Source organism: Streptococcus oralis (assembly GCF_026782085.1).
GTDB classification, from domain to species: Bacteria; Bacillota; Bacilli; order Lactobacillales; family Streptococcaceae; genus Streptococcus; species Streptococcus oralis_DA.
Map to the genome: position 1 here is coordinate 13,493 of NZ_JAKUVW010000005.1, position 25,009 is coordinate 38,501.

Annotated in this window: 16 protein-coding genes and 1 pseudogene; 16 read left to right on the plus strand and 1 reads right to left on the minus strand. The window is 43.6% G+C overall.

Annotated elements, in window-relative coordinates:
• The first annotated feature begins 424 nt into the window (after positions 1-424).
• The 16 genes and pseudogenes from comA to purB all read left to right on the plus strand — a co-directional run bounded on the left by comA (position 425) and on the right by purB (position 21,002).
• Positions 425-2,578: a peptide cleavage/export ABC transporter ComA gene (comA, locus tag MK395_RS08620; protein ID WP_268711683.1), complete on the plus strand. Its 2,154-nt coding sequence runs from the start codon at positions 425-427 to the stop codon at positions 2,576-2,578.
• 12 nt (positions 2,579-2,590) lie between these two features.
• Positions 2,591-3,940, plus strand: a complete 1,350-nt coding sequence (gene comB, locus MK395_RS08625) for a competence pheromone export protein ComB (protein WP_268711684.1) — start codon at positions 2,591-2,593, stop codon at positions 3,938-3,940.
• Between the two features lie 168 nt (positions 3,941-4,108).
• A complete protein-coding gene (purC, locus tag MK395_RS08630; protein WP_007522563.1) occupies positions 4,109-4,816 on the plus strand; it encodes a phosphoribosylaminoimidazolesuccinocarboxamide synthase in 708 nt (235 codons plus the stop codon).
• Between the two features lie 55 nt (positions 4,817-4,871).
• Positions 4,872-8,597, plus strand: coding sequence for a phosphoribosylformylglycinamidine synthase (locus MK395_RS08635; RefSeq protein WP_268711685.1), 3,726 nt, complete (start codon positions 4,872-4,874; stop codon positions 8,595-8,597).
• A 12-nt stretch (positions 8,598-8,609) separates the two neighbouring features.
• Complete coding sequence (gene purF, locus MK395_RS08640) at positions 8,610-10,052, plus strand: amidophosphoribosyltransferase (protein ID WP_065371469.1); 1,443 nt, start codon at positions 8,610-8,612, stop codon at positions 10,050-10,052.
• A gap of 40 nt (positions 10,053-10,092) precedes the next feature.
• Entirely contained in the window at positions 10,093-11,115 is a 1,023-nt protein-coding gene (gene purM / locus MK395_RS08645; protein ID WP_065371468.1) for a phosphoribosylformylglycinamidine cyclo-ligase, read from the plus strand.
• Positions 11,112-11,663 carry a phosphoribosylglycinamide formyltransferase gene (purN, locus tag MK395_RS08650; RefSeq protein ID WP_065371467.1) on the plus strand — a complete coding sequence of 184 codons (552 nt, stop codon included), beginning with the start codon at positions 11,112-11,114 and terminating at the stop codon, positions 11,661-11,663. Before purM ends, purN begins: the two co-directional genes overlap by 4 nt.
• 44 nt (positions 11,664-11,707) lie before the next feature.
• Positions 11,708-12,172 carry a GNAT family N-acetyltransferase gene (locus MK395_RS08655; protein ID WP_065371466.1) on the plus strand — a complete coding sequence of 155 codons (465 nt, stop codon included), beginning with the start codon at positions 11,708-11,710 and terminating at the stop codon, positions 12,170-12,172.
• Position 12,173: 1 nt separating this feature from the next.
• Positions 12,174-13,721: a bifunctional phosphoribosylaminoimidazolecarboxamide formyltransferase/IMP cyclohydrolase gene (gene purH / locus MK395_RS08660; RefSeq protein WP_268711686.1), complete on the plus strand. Its 1,548-nt coding sequence runs from the start codon at positions 12,174-12,176 to the stop codon at positions 13,719-13,721.
• A gap of 120 nt (positions 13,722-13,841) precedes the next feature.
• The gene (gene purD, locus MK395_RS08665) at positions 13,842-15,107 is read left to right on the plus strand and encodes a phosphoribosylamine--glycine ligase (RefSeq protein ID WP_268711687.1); all 1,266 of its coding nucleotides are present in this window, start codon (positions 13,842-13,844) and stop codon (positions 15,105-15,107) included.
• Between the two features lie 199 nt (positions 15,108-15,306).
• Positions 15,307-15,795, plus strand: a complete 489-nt coding sequence (gene purE / locus MK395_RS08670) for a 5-(carboxyamino)imidazole ribonucleotide mutase (protein ID WP_000805606.1) — start codon at positions 15,307-15,309, stop codon at positions 15,793-15,795.
• On the plus strand, positions 15,782-16,873 hold the full coding sequence (gene purK / locus MK395_RS08675) for a 5-(carboxyamino)imidazole ribonucleotide synthase (protein WP_268711688.1): 1,092 nt from the start codon (positions 15,782-15,784) through the stop codon (positions 16,871-16,873). Before purE ends, purK begins: the two co-directional genes overlap by 14 nt.
• Positions 16,874-16,879: 6 nt before the next feature.
• A complete protein-coding gene (locus MK395_RS08680; RefSeq protein WP_038804285.1) occupies positions 16,880-17,629 on the plus strand; it encodes a hypothetical protein in 750 nt (249 codons plus the stop codon).
• Between the two features lie 59 nt (positions 17,630-17,688).
• A pseudogene (locus MK395_RS08685) lies at positions 17,689-17,775 on the plus strand (phosphoribosylaminoimidazole carboxylase); the annotation flags it as partial.
• 12 nt (positions 17,776-17,787) lie between these two features.
• Entirely contained in the window at positions 17,788-19,515 is a 1,728-nt protein-coding gene (locus tag MK395_RS08690; protein ID WP_233848243.1) for a serine/threonine-protein kinase, read from the plus strand.
• A 188-nt stretch (positions 19,516-19,703) separates the two neighbouring features.
• Positions 19,704-21,002 (plus strand): adenylosuccinate lyase, encoded by a 1,299-nt coding sequence (gene purB, locus MK395_RS08695; RefSeq protein ID WP_268711689.1) that lies wholly within the window; start codon positions 19,704-19,706, stop codon positions 21,000-21,002.
• 57 nt (positions 21,003-21,059) lie between these two features.
• Here purB and strH read toward each other — a convergent pair whose 3' ends face one another.
• Positions 21,060-24,815, minus strand: coding sequence for an LPXTG-anchored beta-N-acetylhexosaminidase StrH (gene strH / locus MK395_RS08700; RefSeq protein ID WP_268711690.1), 3,756 nt, complete (start codon positions 24,813-24,815; stop codon positions 21,060-21,062).
• Positions 24,816-25,009 lie beyond the last annotated feature (194 nt).

The window sequence follows — 25,009 nt, forward strand, 5'->3', positions numbered from 1 at the left end:
TGAGATGAAAGTTGTTCAATTACTAGAAAAAACTTGGCCAGAGACCACTGTATTATTTAGCTCGATGGCTTATCTAATGATTAGAATCGTGGCCGATATAAACAAGATACATCTACCTACATGGTTTGAATGTTTTGATCTACCTACGATTTCATTATTTTTGATGACATTTATCTCACTTTATAGAAGTAAAGAGAATATCATTTCAGAATAGTTTATTTCTGGGCATTCATTTTTTAACGGTTACTTTAAGCAGGCAGAACTTTTGTTCTGCTTTTTACATTTAAATGATAGTTTATGCTTTTTAAAGTGCGTTTTAGGCGCAAAAATGGTTTATTTAGGAATATTTTCCTGTTTTTATCCTTATTTGGTTAAAATAATCTTACAAAGTTTTTAAGAGATTGTTAGAAAAAAGGAGATGGATATGAAATTTGGGAAAAGGCACTATCGTCCCCAGGTGGATCAGATGGATTGTGGCGTGGCTTCCTTGGCTATGGTATTTGGCTACTACGGTAGTTATTACTCCTTGGCTCATCTACGAGAGTTAGCCAAGACGACCATGGATGGGACGACCGCTTTGGGACTTGTAAAGGTGGCAGAGGAGATTGGGTTTGAGACGCGGGCTATCAAGGCGGATATGACGCTCTTTGATCTGCCAGATTTGACCTTTCCTTTTGTGGCTCATGTGCTCAAGGAAGGGAAGTTGCTCCACTACTATGTGGTGATAGGTCAGGATAAAAAGCACATTCATATCGCTGATCCAGATCCTGGTATCAAGCTGACCAAGATTTCTCGTGAGCGGTTTGCGCAAGAATGGACAGGAGTCAGTCTCTTTATGGCGCCATCTCCGGACTATAAACCCCATAAGGAGAAAAAACAGGGTCTCCTATCCTTCTTGCCAATCTTACTCAAACAGCGTGGCTTAATTACCAATATCGTCCTAGCGACACTCTTGGTAACCTTGATCAATATCGTGGGTTCCTACTATCTTCAGTCCATCATTGATAGTTACGTGCCAGACCAGATGCGCTCGACGCTGGGCATCATCTCAATAGGACTAGTCATCGTCTATATTCTCCAGCAGATTTTGTCTTATGCGCAGGAATACCTCTTACTTGTTCTGGGTCAACGGTTGTCCATCGATGTGATTTTGTCCTACATCAAGCATGTTTTTCATCTGCCGATGTCCTTTTTCGCGACACGCAGGACAGGAGAAATCGTGTCTCGTTTCACGGATGCTAACAGTATCATTGACGCGCTAGCTTCGACCATTCTGTCGATTTTCCTAGATGTGTCGACGATTTTGATTATCTCGCTTGTCTTGTTTTCACAAAATATGACGCTCTTTTTCATTAGTCTACTTGCGCTTCCTATCTATACAGTGATTATCTTTGCCTTTATGAAGCCGTTTGAAAAGATGAATCGGGATACCATGGAAGCTAATGCGGTTCTGTCTTCTTCTATTATCGAGGACATCAACGGTATTGAGACTGTTAAATCTTTGACCAGTGAAAGTCAGCGTTACCAAAAGATTGACAAGGAATTTGTAGCTTATCTGAAAAAATCCTTTGCCTATAGTCGGGCAGAAAGTCAGCAAAAGGCTCTGAAAAAAGTTGCCCAGCTCCTGCTCAATGTTGCCGTTCTCTGGCTGGGAGCTATTCTTGTCATGGATGGAAAAATGAGTTTGGGCCAGCTGATTACCTTTAATACTTTGCTTGTTTACTTTACCAATCCTTTGGAAAATATCATTAACCTACAAACCAAACTTCAGACAGCGCAGGTTGCCAATAATCGTCTGAACGAGGTTTATCTAGTAGCTTCGGAGTTTGAGGAGAAGAAAACGGTAGAAGATTTGAGCATGATGAAGGGAGAGATGACCTTCAAGCAGGTTCACTACAAGTATGGCTATGGTCGTGACGTCTTGTCGGATATCAATTTGACCATTCCACAAGGGTCTAAGATAGCTTTTGTGGGGATTTCAGGTTCGGGTAAGACCACCTTAGCCAAAATGATGGTTAATTTTTACGACCCAAGTCAGGGAGAGATTAGTCTGGGTGGTGTCAATCTTAATCAGATTGACAAAAAGGCTTTGCGTCAGTATATCAACTACCTGCCTCAACAGCCCTATGTCTTTAACGGAACGATTTTGGAGAATCTTCTCCTTGGAGCCAAGGAGGGGACGACTCAGGAAGATATCTTACGAGCAGTCGAGTTGGCAGAGATTCGGGAGGATATTGAGCGCATGCCTCTGAATTATCAGACAGAATTGACTTCGGATGGGGCTGGAATTTCTGGTGGGCAACGGCAGAGAATCGCTCTGGCGCGTGCTCTCTTGACGGATGCACCTGTCTTGATCTTGGACGAGGCGACTAGCAGTTTGGATATTTTGACAGAGAAGCGGATCGTGGATAATCTCATGGCTTTAGATAAGACCTTGATTTTCATCGCCCATCGCTTGACCATCGCTGAGCGGACAGAAAAGGTTGTTGTTTTGGATCAGGGCAAGATTGTCGAAGAGGGCACCCATGCAGATTTGCTTGCACAGGATGGCTTTTACGCCCATTTGGTGAATAGCTAGAAAGAGGAGAGGATGAAACCAGAATTTTTAGAAAGTGCGGAGTTTTATAATCGTCGTTACCATAATTTTTCCAGTCGGGTGATTTTACCTATGTCACTTCTGCTCGTATTTCTGTTAGGATTTGCAGTTTTTGCAGAGAAGGAGATGAGTTTGTCTACCAGAGCGACAGTCGAACCTAGTCGGATCATTGCCAACATCCAGTCGACTAGCAATCAACGCATTGTGGGCAACTATCTGGAAGAAAACAAGTTGGTTAAGCAAGGAGATCTGCTCGTTCAGTACCAGCAAGGGGCGGAGGCTGTCCAGGTTGAGGCATATGCCAGTCAATTGGAGATGTTAAAGGATCAAAAAAAGCAGTTGGGGTATTTGCAATCCAGTTTGAAAGAGGGGAGTGATCAATTTCCAGAGGCGGATAAGTTTGGTTATCAGGAGATGTTTCGAGACTATCTCAGCCAAGCTAGTAGTCTTAGGAGTAATGTTTCTCAGCAAAATGCCAGCATCTCCTCTCAAAATGCGGCAGCAAGTCAGAGCCAGGCCGAGATTGGCAATCTTATCAGTCAAACAGAGGATAAAATTCGAGACTATAAAACAGCAAAGTCAGCGATTGAAAAGGGAGATCAACTGGATAGTCAGAATCCAGCCTACTCTTTTTACCAGACCTATAAAAATCAAGGTGAAGAAGATCCGCAAGCTAAATCGCAAGTTATTGCGCAAGTGGATGCACAAATTGCCCAGCTAGAGTCTAGCCTAGCTACGTATCGTGTGCAATATGCAGGTTCTGGAGCTCAACAGGCCCACGCAACGGGACTGGATAGTCAACTGGAATCACTCAAGTCTCAGCACTTAGTTAAAGTCGGTCAGGAATTAACTCTTTTGGATCAGAAAATTTTAGAAGCAGAGTCGGGTAAGAAAGTCCAAGGAGGTCTCCTCGATAAGGGGAAGATTACAGCAAGTGAGGATGGGGTGCTTCACCTTAATCCTGAGACTAGCGATTCTACCATGGCCGCAGAAGGAACCCTGCTAGCCCAGCTCTACCCATCCTTGGAAAAAGAAGGAAAAACCAAACTCACAGCCTATCTCAGTTCAAAAGATGTTGCTAGAGTCAAGATTGGGGATTCTGTCCGTTATACTACGACTAATGATGCCAAGAATCAAATTTTCCTGAATTCCACGATTACAAGTATTGATGCGACAGCTACAAAAACTGAAAAAGGGAATTTCTTTAAAATTGAGGCGGAGACCCATCTGACTTCTGAGCAGGCTACAAAACTTCGCTATGGTTTAGAAGGTCGTCTACAGATGATTACAGGGAAGAAAAGCTATCTCCGTTATTTTTGGGATCAATTTTTGAATAAAGGGTAATATTCGTGTTTTTCAGAGGATAAATGATTTTTAAACTGTAAGAAGAGCTTATCTTGCAGTTTTTCTTTACGCTTGAAACAGGAAAATGTTATTTATTCGTAAAAACCTTGAATTTTCCATGCTTTTGTGGTAGAATGTGCTCAAGTAAAACGAAAGGCGAACTTTAAAATGTCAAAACAACTGATCTATTCGGGAAAAGCCAAGGATATCTATACAACTGAGGATGAAAATCTCATTATTTCAACTTACAAGGACCAGGCAACTGCCTTCAACGGTGTCAAGAAGGAGCAGATTGCGGGCAAGGGAGTCTTGAATAATCAGATTTCATCTTTTATTTTTGAGAAATTAAATGCGGCTGGTGTGGCGACTCACTTTGTGGAGAAAATTTCGGACACGGAACAACTCAATAAAAAGGTGGAGATTATTCCTTTGGAAGTTGTGCTCCGCAACTACACGGCTGGTTCCTTTTCAAAACGTTTTGGCGTAGAAGAAGGTATCGCATTTGAGACTCCAATTGTCGAATTTTACTATAAAAATGATGATTTGGATGATCCCTTTATCAATGATGAGCATGTGAAATTCCTAAAAATTGCGGATGACCAGCAGATTGCTTACTTGAAAGAAGAAACCCGTCGTATCAATGAGCTCTTGAAAGCTTGGTTTGCTGAGATTGGTCTTAAATTGATTGACTTTAAGCTAGAGTTCGGATTTGACAAAGATGGTAAGATTATCTTGGCAGACGAGTTTTCACCAGATAACTGCCGTTTGTGGGATGCAGATGGCAACCACATGGACAAGGATGTTTTTCGTCGGGGACTAGGTGAATTGACAGATGTTTACGAGATTGTCTGGGAAAAGTTGCAGGGTTTGAAATAACAACCTAGAAGTCGTTGGGAACATTGCAAGAGCTGAAATAAAGGAATAAGAATTGATGGATAAACGTATTTTTGTTGAAAAAAAGCCTGATTTTCAGGTTAAATCAGAGAGTTTGGTAAGGGAGCTCCAGCACAACTTGGGATTGTCAACTTTGAAAAGTATTCGCATTGTGCAGGTTTATGATGTCTTTGATTTGGCAGAGGACTTGTTTGCACCTGCGGAAAAACACATCTTCTCTGAGCAGGTGACGGATCATGTCTTGGATGAATCAGCTGTGCAAGCGGATCTTGCTAACTATGCTTTCTTTGCCATTGAAAGCTTGCCAGGACAGTTTGACCAGCGTGCAGCTTCGTCACAGGAAGCCTTGCTTTTGCTGGGGAGTTCGAGTGATGTGACAGTCAACACAGCCCAACTTTATCTGGTTAATAAAGATATTGATGCGACTGAGTTGGAAGCGGTCAAGAACTACCTGCTCAACCCAGTTGATTCTCGTTTCAAGGACATCACGACTGGGATTGCCAAGCAGGAATTTTCTGAGTCGGACAAGACCATTCCTAAATTGACTTTCTTTGAAAGCTATACGGCAGAAGACTTTGCTCGCTACAAGGCAGAGCAAGGGATGGCCATGGAAGTGGATGATCTGCTCTTTATCCAAGACTACTTCAAGTCAATCGGGCGCGTGCCGACGGAAACAGAGCTCAAGGTTTTGGACACTTACTGGTCTGACCACTGCCGTCATACGACTTTTGAGACCGAGTTGAAACAGATCGACTTTTCAGCTTCTAAATTTCAAAAACAATTGCAAGCGACTTATGACAAGTATATTGCCATGCGTGAGGAACTAGGTCGGTCTGAAAAGCCACAAACCTTGATGGATATGGCGACTATTTTTGGTCGTTATGAGCGTGCTAATGGTCGTTTGGACGATATGGAAGTGTCTGACGAAATCAATGCCTGTTCGGTTGAAATCAAAGTGGACGTTGATGGTGTCAAGGAACCTTGGCTCCTCATGTTCAAGAACGAAACCCACAATCACCCAACGGAAATTGAGCCATTTGGTGGGGCGGCTACTTGTATCGGTGGGGCTATTCGTGACCCATTGTCAGGGCGTTCATACGTTTACCAAGCTATGCGTATCTCAGGCGCTGGTGATATTACAGCTCCGATTTCGGAAACTCGCGCTGGGAAATTGCCACAACAAGTCATTTCGAAGACAGCGGCTCACGGTTATTCTTCATATGGTAACCAAATTGGTCTTGCAACGACTTACGTTCGTGAATATTTCCACCCAGGCTTTGTAGCTAAACGCATGGAACTTGGTGCCGTTGTTGGTGCTGCTCCTAAGGGCAATGTAGTCCGTGAAAAACCGGAAGCTGGTGACGTAATTATCTTGCTCGGTGGTAAGACTGGACGTGACGGTGTCGGTGGTGCGACAGGGTCTTCTAAGGTTCAAACAGTTGAGTCTGTGGAGACTGCTGGTGCTGAGGTTCAAAAAGGGAATGCCATCGAAGAGCGCAAGATTCAACGTCTTTTCCGTAATGGAGATGTCACTCGTCTCATCAAGAAATCCAATGACTTTGGAGCAGGTGGTGTCTGTGTGGCTATCGGTGAATTGGCAGATGGTCTTGAAATCGACCTCAACAAGGTTCCTCTTAAATACCAAGGCTTGAATGGTACAGAAATTGCCATCTCTGAATCACAAGAACGGATGGCAGTTGTGGTGCGTCCTGAAGACGTAGATGCCTTCGTTGCAGAATGTAATAAAGAAAATATTGACGCTGTTGTTGTGGCAACAGTGACTGAAAAACCAAATCTTGTCATGCATTGGAATGGTGAAACCATTGTTGACTTGGAACGTCGTTTCCTTGATACAAACGGTGTGCGCGTAGTCGTTGATGCCAAAGTAGTGGATAAGGACGTCGAACTTCCAGAAGAACGAACAACAAGCGTTGACACGCTTGAATCAGATACCTTTGCGGTTCTGTCTGATCTTAACCATGCGAGTCAAAAAGGCTTGCAAACCATCTTTGACTGTTCGGTCGGTCGTTCAACGGTCAATCACCCACTTGGTGGTCGCTACCAACTCACACCAACTGAGGCATCTGTGCAGAAATTGCCAGTTCAACACGGTGTAACTCACACTGCATCAGTCATGGCTCAAGGTTTTAACCCTTATGTAGCAGAATGGTCTCCATACCATGGCGCTGCCTATGCAGTAATCGAAGCGACTGCTCGTTTGGTAGCTGCTGGTGCAAACTGGTCTAAGGCTCGCTTCTCTTACCAAGAGTACTTCGAGCGCATGGACAAGCAAGCAGAGCGTTTTGGTCAACCAGTAGCAGCTCTCCTAGGCTCTATCGAAGCACAAATCCAGCTTGGCTTGCCATCTATCGGTGGTAAGGACTCTATGTCTGGTACTTTTGAAGAATTGACTGTACCGCCAACCTTGGTTGCCTTTGGGGTGACGACGGCAGATAGCCGTAAGGTCCTCTCTCCTGAGTTCAAGACTGCTGGTGAAAACATCTACTACATCCCAGGTCAAGCTCTAGCACAAGAAATTGACTTTGATCTTATCAAGTCTAATTTTGCTCAATTTGAAGCTATCCAAGCTGGACACAAAGTAACATCTGCATCAGCTGTTAAATATGGCGGTGTCCTTGAAAGCTTGGTCCTTGCTACTTTTGGGAACCATATTGGTGCAGAGGTGACCTTGCCTGAATTTGAAAGTTCTTTGACAGCTCAATTAGGCGGATTTGTCTTCACATCTCCTGAAGAGATTACTGGAGTAGAGAAAATTGGACAAACAAAAGCAGACTTTACACTGATTGTCAACGGTGTGAAGCTAGATGGACAGAAACTTGACAGTGTTTTTCAAGGAAAACTAGAAGAAGTTTACCCTACTGAATTTGCCCAAGCTAAAGAACTGGAAGAAGTTCCAGCTGTCGCTTCTGACGCAGTCATCAAAGCCAAGGAAACCATTGAAAAACCTGTGGTTTACATCCCAGTCTTCCCAGGAACCAACTCAGAATATGATTCAGCAAAGGCCTTCGAAAAAGAAGGTGCAGAGGTCAACTTGGTGCCATTTGTGACCTTGAATGAAGAGACTATTGTCAAGTCGGTTGAAACCATGGTTGACAATATCGGCAAGGCAAACATTCTCTTCTTTGCAGGTGGATTCTCAGCTGCGGATGAGCCGGATGGATCAGCTAAGTTTATTGTCAATATCCTTCTTAATGAAAAAGTGCGTGCTGCGATTGATAGCTTTATCGCTCGTGGTGGCTTGATTATCGGTATCTGTAACGGATTCCAAGCTCTTGTCAAATCAGGTCTTCTTCCATACGGAAACTTTGAGGATGCTAACAGTACTAGTCCAACTCTCTTCTACAATGATGCTAACCAGCACGTGGCCAAGATGGTGGAAACTCGGATTGCCAATACCAACTCGCCATGGTTGGCTGGAGTACAAGTGGGCGATATCCATGCCATCCCAGTATCGCACGGTGAAGGGAAATTTGTCGTGACGGCTGAGGAATTTGCAGAGCTCCGTGACAATGGTCAAATCTTTAGCCAATACGTTGACTTTGACGGCAAACCAAGTATGGATTCTAAGTACAATCCGAATGGTTCGGTAAATGCCATCGAAGGAATTACCAGCAAGAATGGTCAAATCATCGGTAAGATGGGACACTCAGAACGTTATGAAGACGGTCTCTTCCAAAACATCCCAGGAAATAAAGACCAGCACCTGTTCGCGTCGGCTGTGCGTTATTTCACAGGGAAATAAAAGGTATATAAAATGACATACGAAGTAAAATCTCTTAATGAAGAATGTGGTGTTTTCGGTATCTGGGGACATCCAGATGCTGCTAAATTGACCTATTTTGGTCTCCACAGTCTTCAGCACCGTGGTCAGGAGGGGGCAGGAATCCTCTCCAATGATCAGGGGCAATTGAAGCGCCATCGTGATATGGGGCTTTTATCAGAAGTGTTCAGAAATCCTGCTAATTTGGATAAATTGACAGGAACGAGCGCGATTGGGCATGTGCGTTATGCGACTGCTGGCGAAGCTTCTGTGGATAACATTCAGCCCTTCCTCTTCCGCTTTCATGATATGCAGTTTGGACTTGCTCATAACGGAAACTTGACCAATGCCGAATCGCTCAAGCAAGAATTGGAACAAAGAGGAGCTATTTTCAGTTCAACTTCGGACTCGGAAATCTTGGCTCACCTCATTCGTCGGAGTCACAATCCCAACTTGATGGGCAAAATCAAAGAGGCGCTTAGCCTTGTCAAAGGTGGATTTGCTTATATCCTGCTGTTTGAGGACAAGTTGATTGCTGCGCTTGATCCTAATGGTTTTCGTCCACTTTCTATTGGGAAAATGGCAAACGGAGCGGTGGTCGTTTCGTCAGAAACCTGTGCTTTTGAAGTCATTGGTGCCGAGTGGATTCGTGATGTGAAACCAGGGGAAATTGTGATTGTGGATGACAATGGGATTCAGTACGATAGCTATACGAATGATACCCAGTTGGCGATCTGCTCTATGGAGTATATCTACTTTGCCCGTCCTGACTCTAATATCCATGGTGTTAATGTCCATACAGCTCGCAAACGTATGGGGGCTCAATTAGCGCGTGAGTTCAAGCACGAAGCAGATATTGTGGTCGGTGTGCCAAATTCCTCACTCAGCGCAGCTATGGGATTTGCAGAAGAATCTGGTCTGCCAAATGAAATGGGACTGATCAAAAACCAATACACCCAACGTACCTTTATCCAACCGACTCAGGAATTGCGGGAGCAAGGGGTGCGGATGAAACTGTCTGCTGTTTCGGGCGTTGTCAAAGGCAAACGTGTGGTCATGATTGATGATTCCATTGTTCGCGGGACAACCTCCCGCCGTATCGTTCAGCTTTTGAAAGAAGCAGGTGCGTCTGAGGTTCATGTTGCTATTGGGAGCCCTGCGCTAGCTTATCCATGTTTCTATGGAATTGATATCCAGACGCGTCAGGAGTTGATTGCGGCCAATCATACAGTCGAAGAGACTCGCCAAATCATTGGTGCGGATAGCCTGACCTATCTTTCGATTGATGGCTTGATTGATTCGATTGGTATTGAAACAGATGCGCCGAATGGTGGTCTCTGTGTCGCTTACTTTGACGGCGACTACCCAACACCTCTCTACGACTATGAAGAAGACTATCGTAGAAGTTTGGAAGAAAAGACCAGTTTCTACAAATAGACGGATAAAGACTCTCCATTAAAGAAAAGGAATGAATAAAATGACGAATAAAAATGCTTATGCGCAGTCTGGTGTGGATGTTGAAGCGGGTTATGAAGTTGTTGAACGGATTAAAAAGCATGTGGCTCGTACGGAGCGTGCAGGTGTTATGGGAGCTCTTGGTGGTTTTGGTGGCATGTTTGACCTCTCAAAAACAGGTGTCAAAGAGCCCGTCTTGATTTCAGGGACTGACGGTGTCGGAACCAAGCTCATGCTGGCTATCAAGTACGACAAGCACGATACCATCGGGCAGGACTGTGTGGCTATGTGTGTCAATGATATCATCGCTGCAGGTGCGGAGCCTCTTTACTTCCTTGACTACGTCGCGACCGGCAAGAATGAACCAGCTAAACTAGAACAAGTCGTTGCTGGTGTGGCAGAAGGTTGTGTGCAGGCAGGCGCTGCTCTCATCGGTGGGGAAACGGCTGAAATGCCTGGTATGTATGGCGTAGATGATTACGATCTGGCTGGATTTGTGGTCGGCGTAGCTGAAAAATCTCAAATCATAGACGGTTCAAAAGTAGCTGAAGGTGATGTTCTTCTCGGACTTGCTTCAAGTGGGATTCACTCAAATGGTTACTCTCTGGTTCGCCGTGTTTTTGCCGACTACACGGGTGAGGAAGTCTTACCAGAATTGGAAGGCAAGAAACTCAAGGAAGTCCTTCTTGAGCCAACTCGTATCTATGTCAAGGATGTCTTGCCACTCATCAAGGAAGAGTTAGTCAACGGCATTGCCCACATCACAGGTGGCGGATTTATCGAGAATGTCCCTCGTATGTTTGCGGATGACCTGGCTGCTGAGATTGAGGAAAGCAAAGTTCCAGTCCTCCCGATTTTCAAAGCCCTTGAAAAATACGGTAAAATCAAGCATGAGGAAATGTTTGAAATCTTCAATATGGGTGTGGGACTCATGCTGGCAGTTAGCCCTGAAAATGTAGGTCGAGTCAAGGAATTGCTGGATGAACCAGTTTATGAAATTGGTCGCATCGTCAAGAAAGAAAACGAAAGTGTCATCATCAAATGAAAAAAATAGCGGTTTTTGCCTCTGGTAACGGCTCAAATTTTCAGGTGATTGCCGAAGAGTTTCCGGTGGAGTTTGTCTTTTCAGACCATCGTAACGCCTATGTGCTGGAACGTGCAGACAAGCTCGGCGTCCTGTCCTATGCTTTTGAACTCAAGGAGTTTGAGAACAAGGCGGACTACGAAGCAGCTCTTGTCGAACTCTTGGAAGAACATCGGATTGACTTGGTTTGTCTAGCAGGCTACATGAAAATCGTTGGGCCAACCTTACTTGGAGCCTATGAGGGGCGTATTATCAATATCCATCCAGCCTACCTGCCCGAATTTCCAGGAGCTCATGGAATTGAGGACGCTTGGAATGCTGGCGTAGACCTGTCTGGCGTGACCATTCACTGGGTGGACTCGGGTGTGGATACAGGCAAGGTCATCAAACAAGTACGCGTACCACGACTAGCTGATGATACCATGGATAGCTTTGAAGCTCGCATTCATGAGGCTGAGTACAAGTTGTATCCAGAGGTGTTGGATAACTTGGGAGTGGAGAGAAGGTAAGAGGTAAATCAAGTTTTGATTGCGCAATCTTGCTAGGAGAAAAAATGATTGAACTGAAATTGGTAGATGAGAGCAGTTTTCAGGCAGTGCTGGATTTGAAAATATCAGAAGCTGATGAACGAGCACGTTTCGTAGCTCCAAATGTGCGCTCTTTAGCTGATGCATGGCTCTACCGGAAAAACGAAGATGTGTTTCCGATGGCAATCTATTGGGATAAGCAAGTGGTTGGCTTTCTCCTGCTAGAAATAGACAAGGATGAAGCGGAATACTTTATCTGGCGGATAATGATTGGTCAGCAGTACCAAGGAAGAGGTTATGGTCGAAAAGCCTTGGAAGTTCTAATCAAAGGGGCTCAGATGGATAGAGCTTGCAGTCATATTGCCGCAGATTATGTGGTTGGAAATGAAAAAATGAAGCACCTGTTGACTAGTCTGGGTTTTCAGGAAACGGAATTTATAGAAGAAAATAACGAAGTCGCTATGCGCTTGGATCTAAAGAAAGAGGAATAGAATGACGAAAAAGGCCTTAATCAGCGTCTCAGACAAAGCGGGCATTGTTGAATTTGCCCAAGAACTTAAAAAACTCGGTTGGGAGATTATCTCGACAGGTGGGACAAAGGTTACCCTTGATAATGCTGGGGTGGAGACCATTGCAATTGATGATGTGACGGGCTTCCCAGAAATGATGGACGGTCGTGTCAAGACTCTCCACCCAAATATCCACGGAGGGCTTCTTGCTCGTCGTGACTTGGATAGCCACTTGGAAGCGGCTAAGGACAATAAGATTGAGCTCATCGATCTTGTAGTTGTCAATCTTTATCCTTTCAAGGAAACGATTCTCAAACCAGATGTGACGTACGCTGATGCGGTTGAAAACATCGATATCGGTGGGCCATCCATGCTTCGTTCAGCGGCTAAAAACCACGCTAGCGTGACAGTTGTGGTAGACCCTGCTGACTATGCTGTGGTTTTGGACGAGTTGTCAGCCAATGGTGAAACGACTTACGAAACTCGCCAACGTTTGGCAGCCAAGGTTTTCCGTCACACAGCAGCTTATGATGCTTTGATTGCAGAGTATTTCACAGCTCAAGTGGGCGAAAGTAAACCTGAAAAACTCACTTTGACCTATGACCTCAAGCAAGCCATGCGCTATGGGGAAAATCCTCAACAGGATGCGGACTTCTATCAAAAAGCTTTGCCGACAGATTACTCCATTGCTTCAGCCAAACAGCTTAACGGTAAGGAATTGTCCTTCAACAATATCCGTGACGCGGATGCTGCCATTCGTATTATCCGTGACTTCAAAGACCGTCCAACCGTTGTGGCTCTCAAACACATGAACCCGTGCGGTATCGGTCAGGCAGATGACATCGAAACTGCTTGGGATTATGCTTATGAGTCTGATCCAGTGTCTATCTTCGGTGGGATTGTCGTTCTCAACCGTGAGGTGGATGCTGCGACAGCTGAGAAGATGCACGGCGTTTTCCTCGAGATCATCATCGCACCAAGCTATACGGATGAGGCGCTAGCTATTTTGACTAATAAAAAGAAAAACTTGCGTATCCTTGCTTTGCCATTTGATGCCCAAGACGCTAGCGAAGTGGAAGCAGAATATACTGGTGTTGTCGGTGGACTTCTCGTGCAAAACCAAGACGTGATCAAGGAAAGTCCGGCTGACTGGCAAGTTGTGACCAAGCGCCAACCAACTGAGACAGAAGCAACTGCCCTTGAGTTCGCTTGGAAAGCTATCAAGTACGTCAAATCAAATGGGATTATCGTGACTAACGACCACATGACACTTGGTGTGGGTCCTGGTCAAACCAACCGTGTGGCTTCTGTTCGTATTGCGATTGACCAAGCCAACGACCGCCTTGACGGCGCTGTGCTTGCTTCAGATGCCTTCTTCCCATTTGCGGATAACGTGGAAGAAATTGCTAAAGCAGGTATCAAAGCTATCATCCAACCAGGTGGATCCGTCCGTGACCAAGAATCTATTGAAGCAGCGGACAAATATGGCTTGACTATGGTCTTCACAGGAGTGAGACATTTTAGACATTAAAAAACGAAAGGGAAGAAAACAGTTTCTTTCCTTTTTTGGCTTAAAATGCTAAGTGAAACAAGATTAAAACGAACGTTTATGATATAATGTTAGTAAATAATTCGCAAAAGAGGTTGAGAGATGAAGCTGTTAGTTGTCGGTTCAGGAGGTCGTGAGCACGCGATTGCCAAGAAGTTGCTTGAGTCAAAAGACATTGAAAAAGTCTTTGTAGCTCCTGGGAATGACGGGATGATTCTGGATGGTCTGGAATTAGTGAATATCTCTATTTCCGAACATTCTAAACTGATTGAGTTTGCAAAAGCCAACGATATTGCTTGGACCTTCATTGGTCCAGATGACGCCCTTGCTGCTGGTATCGTGGATGATTTTAACAAAGCTGGGCTCAAGGCTTTTGGTCCGACTAGAGCTGCAGCGGAGCTGGAGTGGTCCAAGGATTTTGCTAAGGAAATCATGGTCAAGTACGGCGTTCCGACAGCAGCCTATGGCACATTTTCAGATTTCGAGGAGGCCAAGGCCTATATCGAGGAGAAAGGCGCTCCTATCGTTGTCAAGGCGGATGGATTGGCGCTCGGGAAAGGTGTTGTCGTAGCTGAAACGGTTGAGCAAGCGGTCGAAGCCGCTCATGAGATGCTCTTGGACAATAAATTCGGTGATTCGGGTGCGCGTGTGGTTATTGAGGAATTCCTCGACGGAGAAGAGTTCTCTCTCTTTGCTTTTGTCAATGGTGACAAGTTCTACATCATGCCAACAGCTCAGGACCACAAACGTGCCTATGATGACGACAAGGGGCCTAACACGGGCGGTATGGGTGCCTATGCGCCAGTTCCACACTTGCCACAGAGTGTAGTTGATACAGCGGTTGAGACTATTGTCAAGCCAGTCCTTGAAGGGATGATTAAAGAAGGTCGTCCTTATCTGGGAGTTCTTTACACAGGGCTTATCTTGACAGCTGATGGCCCTAAGGTTATCGAGTTTAACGCTCGTTTTGGAGATCCAGAAACACAAATTATCTTGCCTCGTTTGACATCTGATTTTGCGCAAAATATCACGGATATTCTCGATGGTAAGGATTCGAAGATCACGTGGACGGACAAGGGTGTGACTCTGGGCGTGGTTGTCGCATCAAACGGTTACCCGCTTGACTATGAAAAAGGTGTTGAATTGCCAGCTAAAACCGAGGGAGATATCATCACCTACTATGCAGGTGCTAAGTTTGCGGAAAATAGCAGAGCACTGCTCTCAAACGGCGGACGTGTCTATATGCTCGTCACCACTGCTGATACCGTCAAAGATGGCCAAAACATCATCTATAACGAACTCGATAAACAAGACACAGAAGGCCTCTTTTACCGAACAGATATCGGAAGCAAGGCCATAAAAGATTAACAGACACAAAAATTGTCATGGTGAGCGAAAGCGAGCCAAAGTAAGATAATGGTCGCCGTGGTGAAAAGGCCAGCACAGAAACTGTTCTGGTCGGGGAAAATTTGAGACTTAGGCTCAAATTTTAGGAATGAAACCGAAGGTTTTCTTCCGTCCCCACTACCTAAGACCATTATCAAAAAAGGAAGAAAAAGGATTAAAAATGAAACCAGTAATTTCCATCATCATGGGCTCAAAATCCGACTGGGCAACCATGCAAAAAACAGCAGAAGTTCTAGATCGCTTCGGCGTAGCCTACGAAAAGAAAGTTGTTTCTGCCCACCGCACACCAGACCTCATGTTCAGACATGCGGAGGAAGCTCGTAGTCGCGGTATCAAGGTCATTATCGCAGGTGCAGGTGGCGCAGCCCATTTGCCAGGAATGGTCGCAGCCAAAACAACCCTTCCTGTCATCGGTGTACCGGTCAAATCGCGCGCTCTTAGTGGCGTGGATTCGCTCTACTCTATCGTACAGATGCCAGGTGGCGTGCCTGTTGCGACAATGGCTATCGGTGAGGCAGGTGCGACCAATGCTGCCCTCTTTGCCCTCCGTCTTCTCTCAGTAGAAGATCAGGCTATCGCGACAGCATTGGCAGATTTCGCAGAAGAGCAAGGAAAAATCGCAGAGGAGTCAACAAATGAGCTCATCTAAAACAATCGGAATTATCGGTGGTGGTCAGCTGGGTCAGATGATGGCCATTTCTGCTATCTACATGGGGCACAAGGTTATCGCGCTGGATCCTGCGGAGGATTGCCCAGCCTCTCGCGTGGCGGAGATCGTCGTGGCTCCTTATAACGATGTGGCTGCCCTCCATCAGTTGGCTGAGCGTTGCGATGTCCTCACCTATGAATTTGAAAATGTCGATGCAGACGGTTTGGATGCGGTTGTCAAGGATGGACAACTCCCTCAAGGAACAGATCTCCTTCGCATTTCTCAAAATCGCATTTTTGAAAAGGACTTTCTTTCAAATAAGGCTCAAGTCACTGTGGCACCCTACAAGGTTGTGACTTCAAATCAAGATTTGGCAGATATTGACCTTTCTAAAAACTATGTCCTCAAGACTGCGACAGGTGGCTACGATGGGCATGGGCAAAAGGTCATTCGCTCAGCAGAAGATTTGGAAGAAGCCTATGCGCTGGCTGATTCTGCAGACTGTGTCTTGGAAGAATTTGTCAACTTTGACCTTGAGATTTCAGTCATCGTGTCTGGTAATGGCAAGGACGTGACAGTCTTCCCTGTTCAGGAAAATATCCATCGCAATAACATCCTTTCAAAAACTATTGTGCCAGCCCGCATTTCAGAAAGTCTAGCTGAAAAGGCCAAGTCAATGGCAGTGCGAATCGCAGAACAGCTTAACTTGTCTGGAACTCTCTGCGTGGAGATGTTTGCGACTGCTGATGACATCATTGTTAATGAAATCGCCCCACGTCCACACAACTCAGGGCACTACTCGATTGAAGCCTGTGACTTCTCCCAGTTTGACACCCATATCTTGGGTGTTCTCGGAGCACCATTGCCAGCTATCAAACTACATGCCTCAGCTGTTATGCTCAACGTTCTCGGCCAACACGTCGAGGCCGCTGAAAAGTATGTCACAGAAAATCCAAGCGCCCACCTCCACATGTATGGTAAAATAGAAGCGAAGCACAACCGCAAGATGGGACATGTGACTTTGTTTAGTGATGCGCCGGATAGTGTGGAAGAGTTTGGGGAAGGGATTGATTTTTAAGGAAATATGAAAAAATATTTTAAAAATAACACAAAACAATTGATATGTTTATTGTTACTAGTGATGGCATCTGGTCCCTTTTTCTCAGTTGTTATCGGAACTTTTTCCAATTATTTGAATTCCAAATTAGGTGATTGGTTGAGTTTTTATGGAAGTGTCGCTGGAATTGTAATCTCATTGATTGTTGTTCATCTACAATTATCGCTCGAAGAAGAAAAGGAATTACGTAAGTATCGACCAGAGTTGATTTTAAGCAATGATTATCAGCTTATCAAGCCAAACTGTAGAGTATATTTTGATGATAAATATTGGTTTCATCTAAGAAAATCAGAAAATAACAAACAGTATGTAGCAGCTAATAGTTTTGAAGAATCTTATTCTAATAAGGATAAAAGAGATAAAATTTTATCTCTTGAAATTGTTAACAATCAACCTATATTTAATATTCGCATCTTATTTGGGGAAAGTTTGGACGGTGAGCTGATACCAAAATTAAATGCGGAGCAAAGATTATATGTAATCTCGAAAGCACATCAAGAAGAGATACATCAACATATCTTAGGTAACAAGCCTAATTTTAATCACGTTCCAGAGACGATCACTTTATTCTTTACAACACTTTCAGGAGAAGTGTGTAAGTATATTTATAAAGTTGATGGCAAAGGATATTGTAGTATCAATCGAAAGTATTTTGGGGTAGACTATCCTGAAGTTGCTAAAAATATTCATATTTGTGACTATATTGTCAGTAAATAGAAAGTATTGAATAAATTTAGTTTTTATGGATTAACGTATTTTTTATTTTCGTCGAAAGGGATAGGATTGCAGTAATTTATGATTTACCGCTGTATACAGATTTGAATACATTAGATCGCTATCCATCTGTGTGGATTGAAAAATAAGGGTTTGAATAAATGGTGAAATTAAAAAAATTACAAAAAGAATTTTTAAATCTTGGTTATACTGTTAGTGATGAAGATCCAAAAGAAGGTGGCGAAGGTACTGTATACAAAGCAGAAAAAGGACAAAATCTTTATGCTATCAAAGTTATTAAAGATTTAAGAACGGATAGAATTAAAAGATATAAACAGGAAATTGAAAGTGTTCAAAAATTAAATCATCACAATATTATAAAACCTATTTATGGAGAATTATTGATTGATGGTGGAGAAGTTCAGTACAGTGTTATGCCATTCTATGAAAATGATTTAAAAAAGATCATTCCCCAATTATTAGATTATGAGCAGATTTTTAACATTATCATTGAACTGGGAGAAGCTTTAAAGTACATTCATAGCAAAGGTATTATACACAGGGATTTAAAGCCAGAAAACGTATTGGTTGCGGCAGATGACGGACATTTAGTTTTAACGGATTTTGGTATTGCACATTTTAAGGATTCTAATCTAACTAAGAAAAATGATTTGTTAAATAACAGAGTATATCTGGCTCCTGAACAATATATTAAAGGTAATGCTCAAAATGTGACTCAAGCAGCAGACATTTATTCATTTGGACTAATTATTAATGAGTGCTTTACTAAGAGAGTCGCTCACGGTGACAATCCTCGGTTAATAAGTGATGAGTATCCGTTTTTATTTGAACTTGACAATATAGTCAAAAAGATGTTAAGGCAAGATGCTGAAAAAAGAATAGGTATCAATTGTGCTTTAAGTTTGTTGAAAGAGGCTAGAGAAACTCTGTTTGAAGACTTAGATTACCTTAGTTGTGATTTGACGGACGGATCTCCAGAAGATTTATCTCCAGAAGAACTAGGAAGTATTTTAAGTCAAGCTAGTAAAGATGTTTATTTTGCGACTAAATTTAAGCTAGATGATGATATCACTAAACAGTATGAGTTAAATTATCATAAAAACATTAGTTTTAGTGTTTCTCCTTATTTAAAAAATTTAGCTGCTGGTTATAAAATTTTGGATGTTTGTCGAAAAAAATTTATTTATGAAACTGCATATCCAGAGGGGCCAAGACTTTCATTTCTAAACGAAAGTGAGTATAAAGGTCTTCATGATAGATTAGAGGCAGTTCTCAATATATATATGATTTCAGGTAGGATTTATGGACAAATAAAAAAATATTTTTCAGCATGTCTAGATTATCATGCTGAAGAGATTCTAACACAAATTGAAGATGAAAAATGGATGTATGATAATCTGTTTTACCACATAGAAGATGCACCAATACTTTGGTTAAGGATATTTTTATTAGAACTGGGTATTGAACAGAGTGAATTAGAAGACAATATTTTGATAAATTGGGATAGAGCGGTAGCTGGCAATGAGACAGAGTCATTTTTGTATAGAAGAGATACTGCATTCGATAAAAAACAATCTGAAAGTATTAAATTGATTTGCCAAGAGCTTGCAAACAGGTGGGATGTGTCATATGATTATCTTGATGATGAAACTATCAGATTTATATTTGCAAATGAACATCAATTTGAAAATTTTAAAGATTTTGCAAGAAACAAAATAGAATCAAATCGTAGTTTGTGGTTAGATTTTAATGATGATATTATTCAAAAGTTTAGAGTCATTGATGGTGAAATTATTGTGGATTTAAGCATCTCTTGGGATATTGATTCACTTTTGGCAAAGGTACTTGGTCTTAAGAAAATAAATTAAAATTTTCAACAGTTATTTAAACGCTCAAAATAAACTAAAAATATAGAAAGGAATAAGGGCTCCGTATCCTTTAAAACTGAATACGGGGTACGGATTTGGTCAAAAAGATAGTTTTCCTAGAAGCTGACGCTTCTTAGTCTAAACTCCTATTTTGACTGTGTCCGCTTAACGCCCTTAATATCTTAAACATGATTGAAAGATATAGCCGCCCTGAGATGGCGAACATTTGGAGTGAAGAAAATAAATACCGTGCTTGGCTTGAGGTGGAAATCTTGGCTGACGAGGCATGGGCTGAGTTGGGAGAAATCCCTAAGGAAGATGTGGCTTTGATTCGTGAAAAAGCGGACTTTGACATCGACCGTATTTTAGAGATTGAACAAGAGACTCGCCACGATGTGGTGGCCTTCACACGTGCAGTTTCTGAGACTCTTGGTGAGGAGCGCAAGTGGGTTCACTATGGTTTGACTTCTACCGACGTGGTGGATACTGCCTACGGTTACCTCTACAAGCAGGCTAACGACATCATCCGTCGTGACCTTGAAAACTTCACCAACATCATCGCTGATAAGGCTAAGGAGCACAAGTTCACCATCATGATGGGGCGTACTCACGGTGTGCATGCGGAGCCTACAACCTTTGGTCTGAAATTGGCGACTTGGTATAGCGAAATGAAGCGCAACATTGAGCGTTTCAAGCATGCAGCTGCTGGTGTGGAAGCTGGTAAAATTTCTGGTGCAGTTGGAAACTTTGCCAATATCCCACCGTTTGTAGAGCAATACGTCTGCGACAAGTTGGGTATCCGTGCTCAAGAAATCTCTACACAGGTGCTTCCTCGTGACCTTCACGCTGAGTATTTTGCAGTTCTTGCCAGCATCGCAACATCTATCGAGCGTATGGCTACTGAAATCCGTGGTCTGCAAAAATCAGAACAACGTGAAGTGGAAGAGTTCTTTGCCAAAGGTCAAAAAGGCTCTTCAGCAATGCCTCACAAACGTAACCCTATCGGTTCTGAAAACATGACAGGTCTTGCGCGTGTCATCCGTGGTCACATGGTGACAGCCTATGAGAACGTCGCTCTCTGGCACGAACGTGATATTTCTCACTCATCAGCTGAACGTATCATCACACCGGATACGACTATTTTGATTGACTACATGCTCAACCGTTTTGGAAATATCGTCAAGAACTTGACGGTCTTCCCAGAAAACATGATCCGCAACATGAACTCTACGTTTGGTTTGATTTTTAGCCAACGTGCCATGTTGACCTTGATTGAAAAAGGCATGACCCGTGAGCAAGCCTATGACTTGGTGCAACCAAAAACAGCCTACTCTTGGGATAACCAAGTAGACTTCAAACCGCTTCTAGAAGCAGATCCAGAAGTGACATCACGCCTCACTCAAGAGGAAATCGACGAAATCTTCAATCCTGCATACTACACTAAACGAGTGGATGATATCTTTGAACGTATCGGACTTGGTGACTAATCCTAACAATAAAAAGCGAGATTCAATCTCGCTTTTTTGTATTCTTGTCGAAGGGGTTTAATCTTCTTTTCTCTTAGTGAGTCCGTAGGCTGCCAGTGTGGCTATGAGTCCTGCTGCGACCAAGCCTGCAGAGTCTTGACTTCCTGTTGCAGGGAGTTGTTTTTCTTCTGCTTTGCTAGTAGTTGTTTCAGCTTGCTCAGCTTTCTCAACGGCAGTGCCGACTTCAACAACTTGAGTGACCGCTTCCTGCGATACCGCACTATTGACAAGGGTTCTTTCTTCCTTGCCGTCAGCAGTAGTGCTGACAGAGTAGAAAATCGTACGACGACCATTTACACCAGTAACGATGACTTGCGTTTGTCCGAGTGGTAATTGCGGATTTTCACGTGTCACGGTAGTGAACGGAATCTCTTCCTCTTGGATGTCCAGTCTTGGTTTTGCCTCTGCGGCTGGGGCAAGACCGTGTTCATCCCCTTTGTGCGTGATAGGGGCGCCGATTTCAACCACTTGGGTCACAGGTTCTTTGGTTACTTGGCTATCTAGAACCGTTTCTGTTTGTTTCCCATTTTCAGTAAGGACAGAGATGTAATGAGTGCGTTCGCCCTCTACACCAGGTATGATGATCTTTTCCTGACCAGCTGGGAGGTTCGGATTTTCCTTCTTGATGACCTCAAATGGAATCTTTTCTGCTCTTGTGATGAGTTCCGGTTTGGTTTCAACATTGGCAGCTAGTTCGTTTTCATCGAGGCTTCCTGAGTGGGTTGCTGCTGGTTTAAGGCCTAGGCGGGCTGCCTTGAGTTTGGCTACGAGAGCGTCTAACTCGGCTTGTTTGTTACGATTGAGGTTGTAGTTGAGAGCTTCTTTCGCTGCATTTAGGACCTCCAAGCTTTCCTTGCTGTATCCATCCAAGTTTGCAGGGATTTGAGCAAGTTCCTCACGGAGGGCATTGTAGTTAGCGCGGAAGTAGTCTTTATTATTGTCTGCAAAGGCAGTCATGAGTTCAAAGATTTCTTCTTCCTTGTACTCAGCACTTGGTCTGTCTGCCCAGATAGCAAGCATGCTTCCGACGGTTGGAAGATCTACCTCAGGATATTTGGTAGATGCAAGCTGGTTAAATGGTGTTTTTTTAGTATTTTCAATTGCTTTTTTGAGGAAACCACCACCATCTTCAGGTTTTTGGCCGAGAATGTAGTACCAGTCTCCGTTGGTGTTAAGGAATTTGTAGCCTTTGCTTGCCAGGTACTGAGGAGATGCAAGGTTGTAACCCCACCATCCCTTAGACCAGTAAGAGATGATGACATCCTTGTCAAACTCAACATCATCCTTGTCTTCATAGTAGAAACCATCGTTGAAGGCCATTGGTTGAAGGCCTCTTTCTTTGGCCATGGCAGCAAGAGTGTTAGAGTACTCAGCAAACTTGCCATAGAGTCCATACCATTTGAGGTAGTACCAGCCTTGCGCATTGGTAGCATCATTGGCATATTCGTCTGTACCGTAGTTGAAGATCTTAGTCTTGCCTGCAAAGAAGTCCATGTACTTACCGATGAGGGCTTTGACAAAGTTCATCGCCTCTTCGTTTTCAAGGTCCATAGTTGTTTTAGAAACCTTGTCAAAGTTGGCTTGAGGATTCTTGATTCCAAGTTTTTCCATAGCGACGAGCATGGCATCCATGTGACCTGGGCTGTTGATTGCTGGGATGAGTCCGAGGCCTTTTGATTTTGCGTACTCGATCAATTCAGTGATTTCAGCTTGACTAAGAGTAGTTCCGTTTGGATCATCGTAGTAAGCTTTTGTTCCTTCGATGATGGCCTTTTTGACATCATCACTTGCATAAGTTTTGCCGTTAGCTGAGATGGTCATATCATCAAGGAGGAAGCGAAGTCCATCATTTCCTAGGAGAAGATGCACATCAGAGTAGCCGAGTTCGCTCGCCTTGTCTACGATGCGCTTGAGTTGGTCGAGCGTGAAGTACTTACGTCCGGCATCGATGGAGATTACCTTGTTCTTGGCAAGTTTTTCAACTTCACGTTTTGCGTCTTCTTCTTTTTGAGCTTCTGGTGTGAAGGTCAAATTGCTTACAGCTTCTTGGAGTTTCGCGATTGCTTGGTCAATGGTGTCTTGTTGGGCACGGCTGAGGTTGCTATCAAGTGAGCGAATGGCTTTTTCAGCTTCTTTTACAGCTGCGACACTTTCTGCAGTATAGCGGTTAAGGTCTGTTGGTACTTCTTTCAGAGCTTGCTCAGCAGACTCATAGTCAGCTGCGAAGTATTCAGCGTTGGCATTTGCGAAGCTGCGCATGAGTTTGAAGAGGCGTGATGGTGAATAGCGTGCAGATGGGGTATCCGCCCAAGCAGCTACCATACCCCCGATGAACGGGATATCCGCCCCTTCAGATTTTGGTACTGAAGTAATTGGAGTGCTCTTGATACCGTTGAGCCCTTGGTCAAGGTTGTACCATCCTTGGCCGTCGGCATTTCGTCCGAGAACATAGTACCAAGCATCGTTGGTATTAAGGATCTGGTGGCCTTTTTCAACTAAAAGTTTAGAAGAAGCGACGTCGTATCCGCCCCATCCACCAGTCCACATAGAAACGATGATGTCTTTGTCAAAGGTTCCAAAGCTAGTATCGCTATTATAGTAGATACCATCGTTAAAGGCCATTGGTTTGAGACCGTGAGATTTGACGATGCGAGCAAGGTCGTTGGCGTAGGCGATAAATTTATCATAACCCTTGTCAGGGAATCCATCTTCTGGATACCATTTATAGGCTTGAAGAACGCTCCAACCTTTAGCGTTTGTCGCATCGTTAGCATACTCGTCTAGTCCAATATTGAAGATGTCAGTTTTGCCAGCGAAGTAAGCAGCATACTTGTCGATTAGAGCTTTGGTAAATGCAACAGCCTCCTTGTTATCAAGGTCAACGGTACGAGCAGATTCCTTACCAAAGTAGTTGAAGTTCGGTTTTTGGATGCCTAGTTCTTTCATGGCATGCAAAATCGCATCCATGTGACCAGGGCTGTTTACAGTTGGGATGAGACCAATGCCTTTGTTTTTAGCATAGTTAATCAAGTCCGTCATCTGACTCTCTGTCAAATGGTTGCCGTTTGGATCCTTGTAGTAGGCATCGGTTCCGTTTTCGAGTGCACGTTTGACATCATCACTTGCATAGGTTTTTCCATTGGCTGTGATCGTCATGTCGTCCAACATAAAACGCATACCATCATTTCCGACTAAGAGATGGAGGTCAGTATAACCGTAGTGTTTGGCTTTGTCGATGATTTCTTTGAGTTGGTCCGGAGAGAAGTACTTGCGTCCAGCGTCGATTGAGATCATTTTTCTTTTTGCTAGTTTTTCATTTACTTGAGCTGCTCGTTCCGTGCTAGGAGTGGCTACTGCAGGTGTGACGGCTTCATTTTTCTTTTCTGAAGGAGTGCTTTCAGCAGGAGTTTCAGCTGGGGCAGGGCTTTCTTTCTCGGCAGTAGGAGTTGGAGCAGCATTTTCTGTCACAACTGGTGCGCTTGACTCTTCTGTTGTTGGAGCAACTGTTCGAGGAGCCTCCTTGTCTTCTTTGACCTCCTCTTTTACAGGCTTGTCAGCCTTTTCTTCCAGTTTTTCTGGAACCTTAGAGTCTACAGGTTCTTCGGTTGCTCGCGGACTCTCCTGAATCGTTTGAACAGTTTCTTCAGCTGTTGGAGCTGGAGTAATCCCGTCGGCAGATACGACATGTGCGCTAAAAGCAAATCCTATAAGTACAGAAGCTGCCCCAACCGCGTATTTACGGATGGAGAAGCGCTGTTTCTTTTCTAGTTTCATGACAAAACCTCCTTGTTATTATCATATATGATAGCGTTTACATAAAACCAATTTTATTTTATTATCTAAGGAGTAAAATGTCAAGTGGGTTTATATAAGAACTATAATAAATAGAGGAAATCATAAGATTTAGGAGAAATTTGCTAATAAGGGATAAAACAGAGGAAAAACCAAACGAAATTTTACCTTGTTTT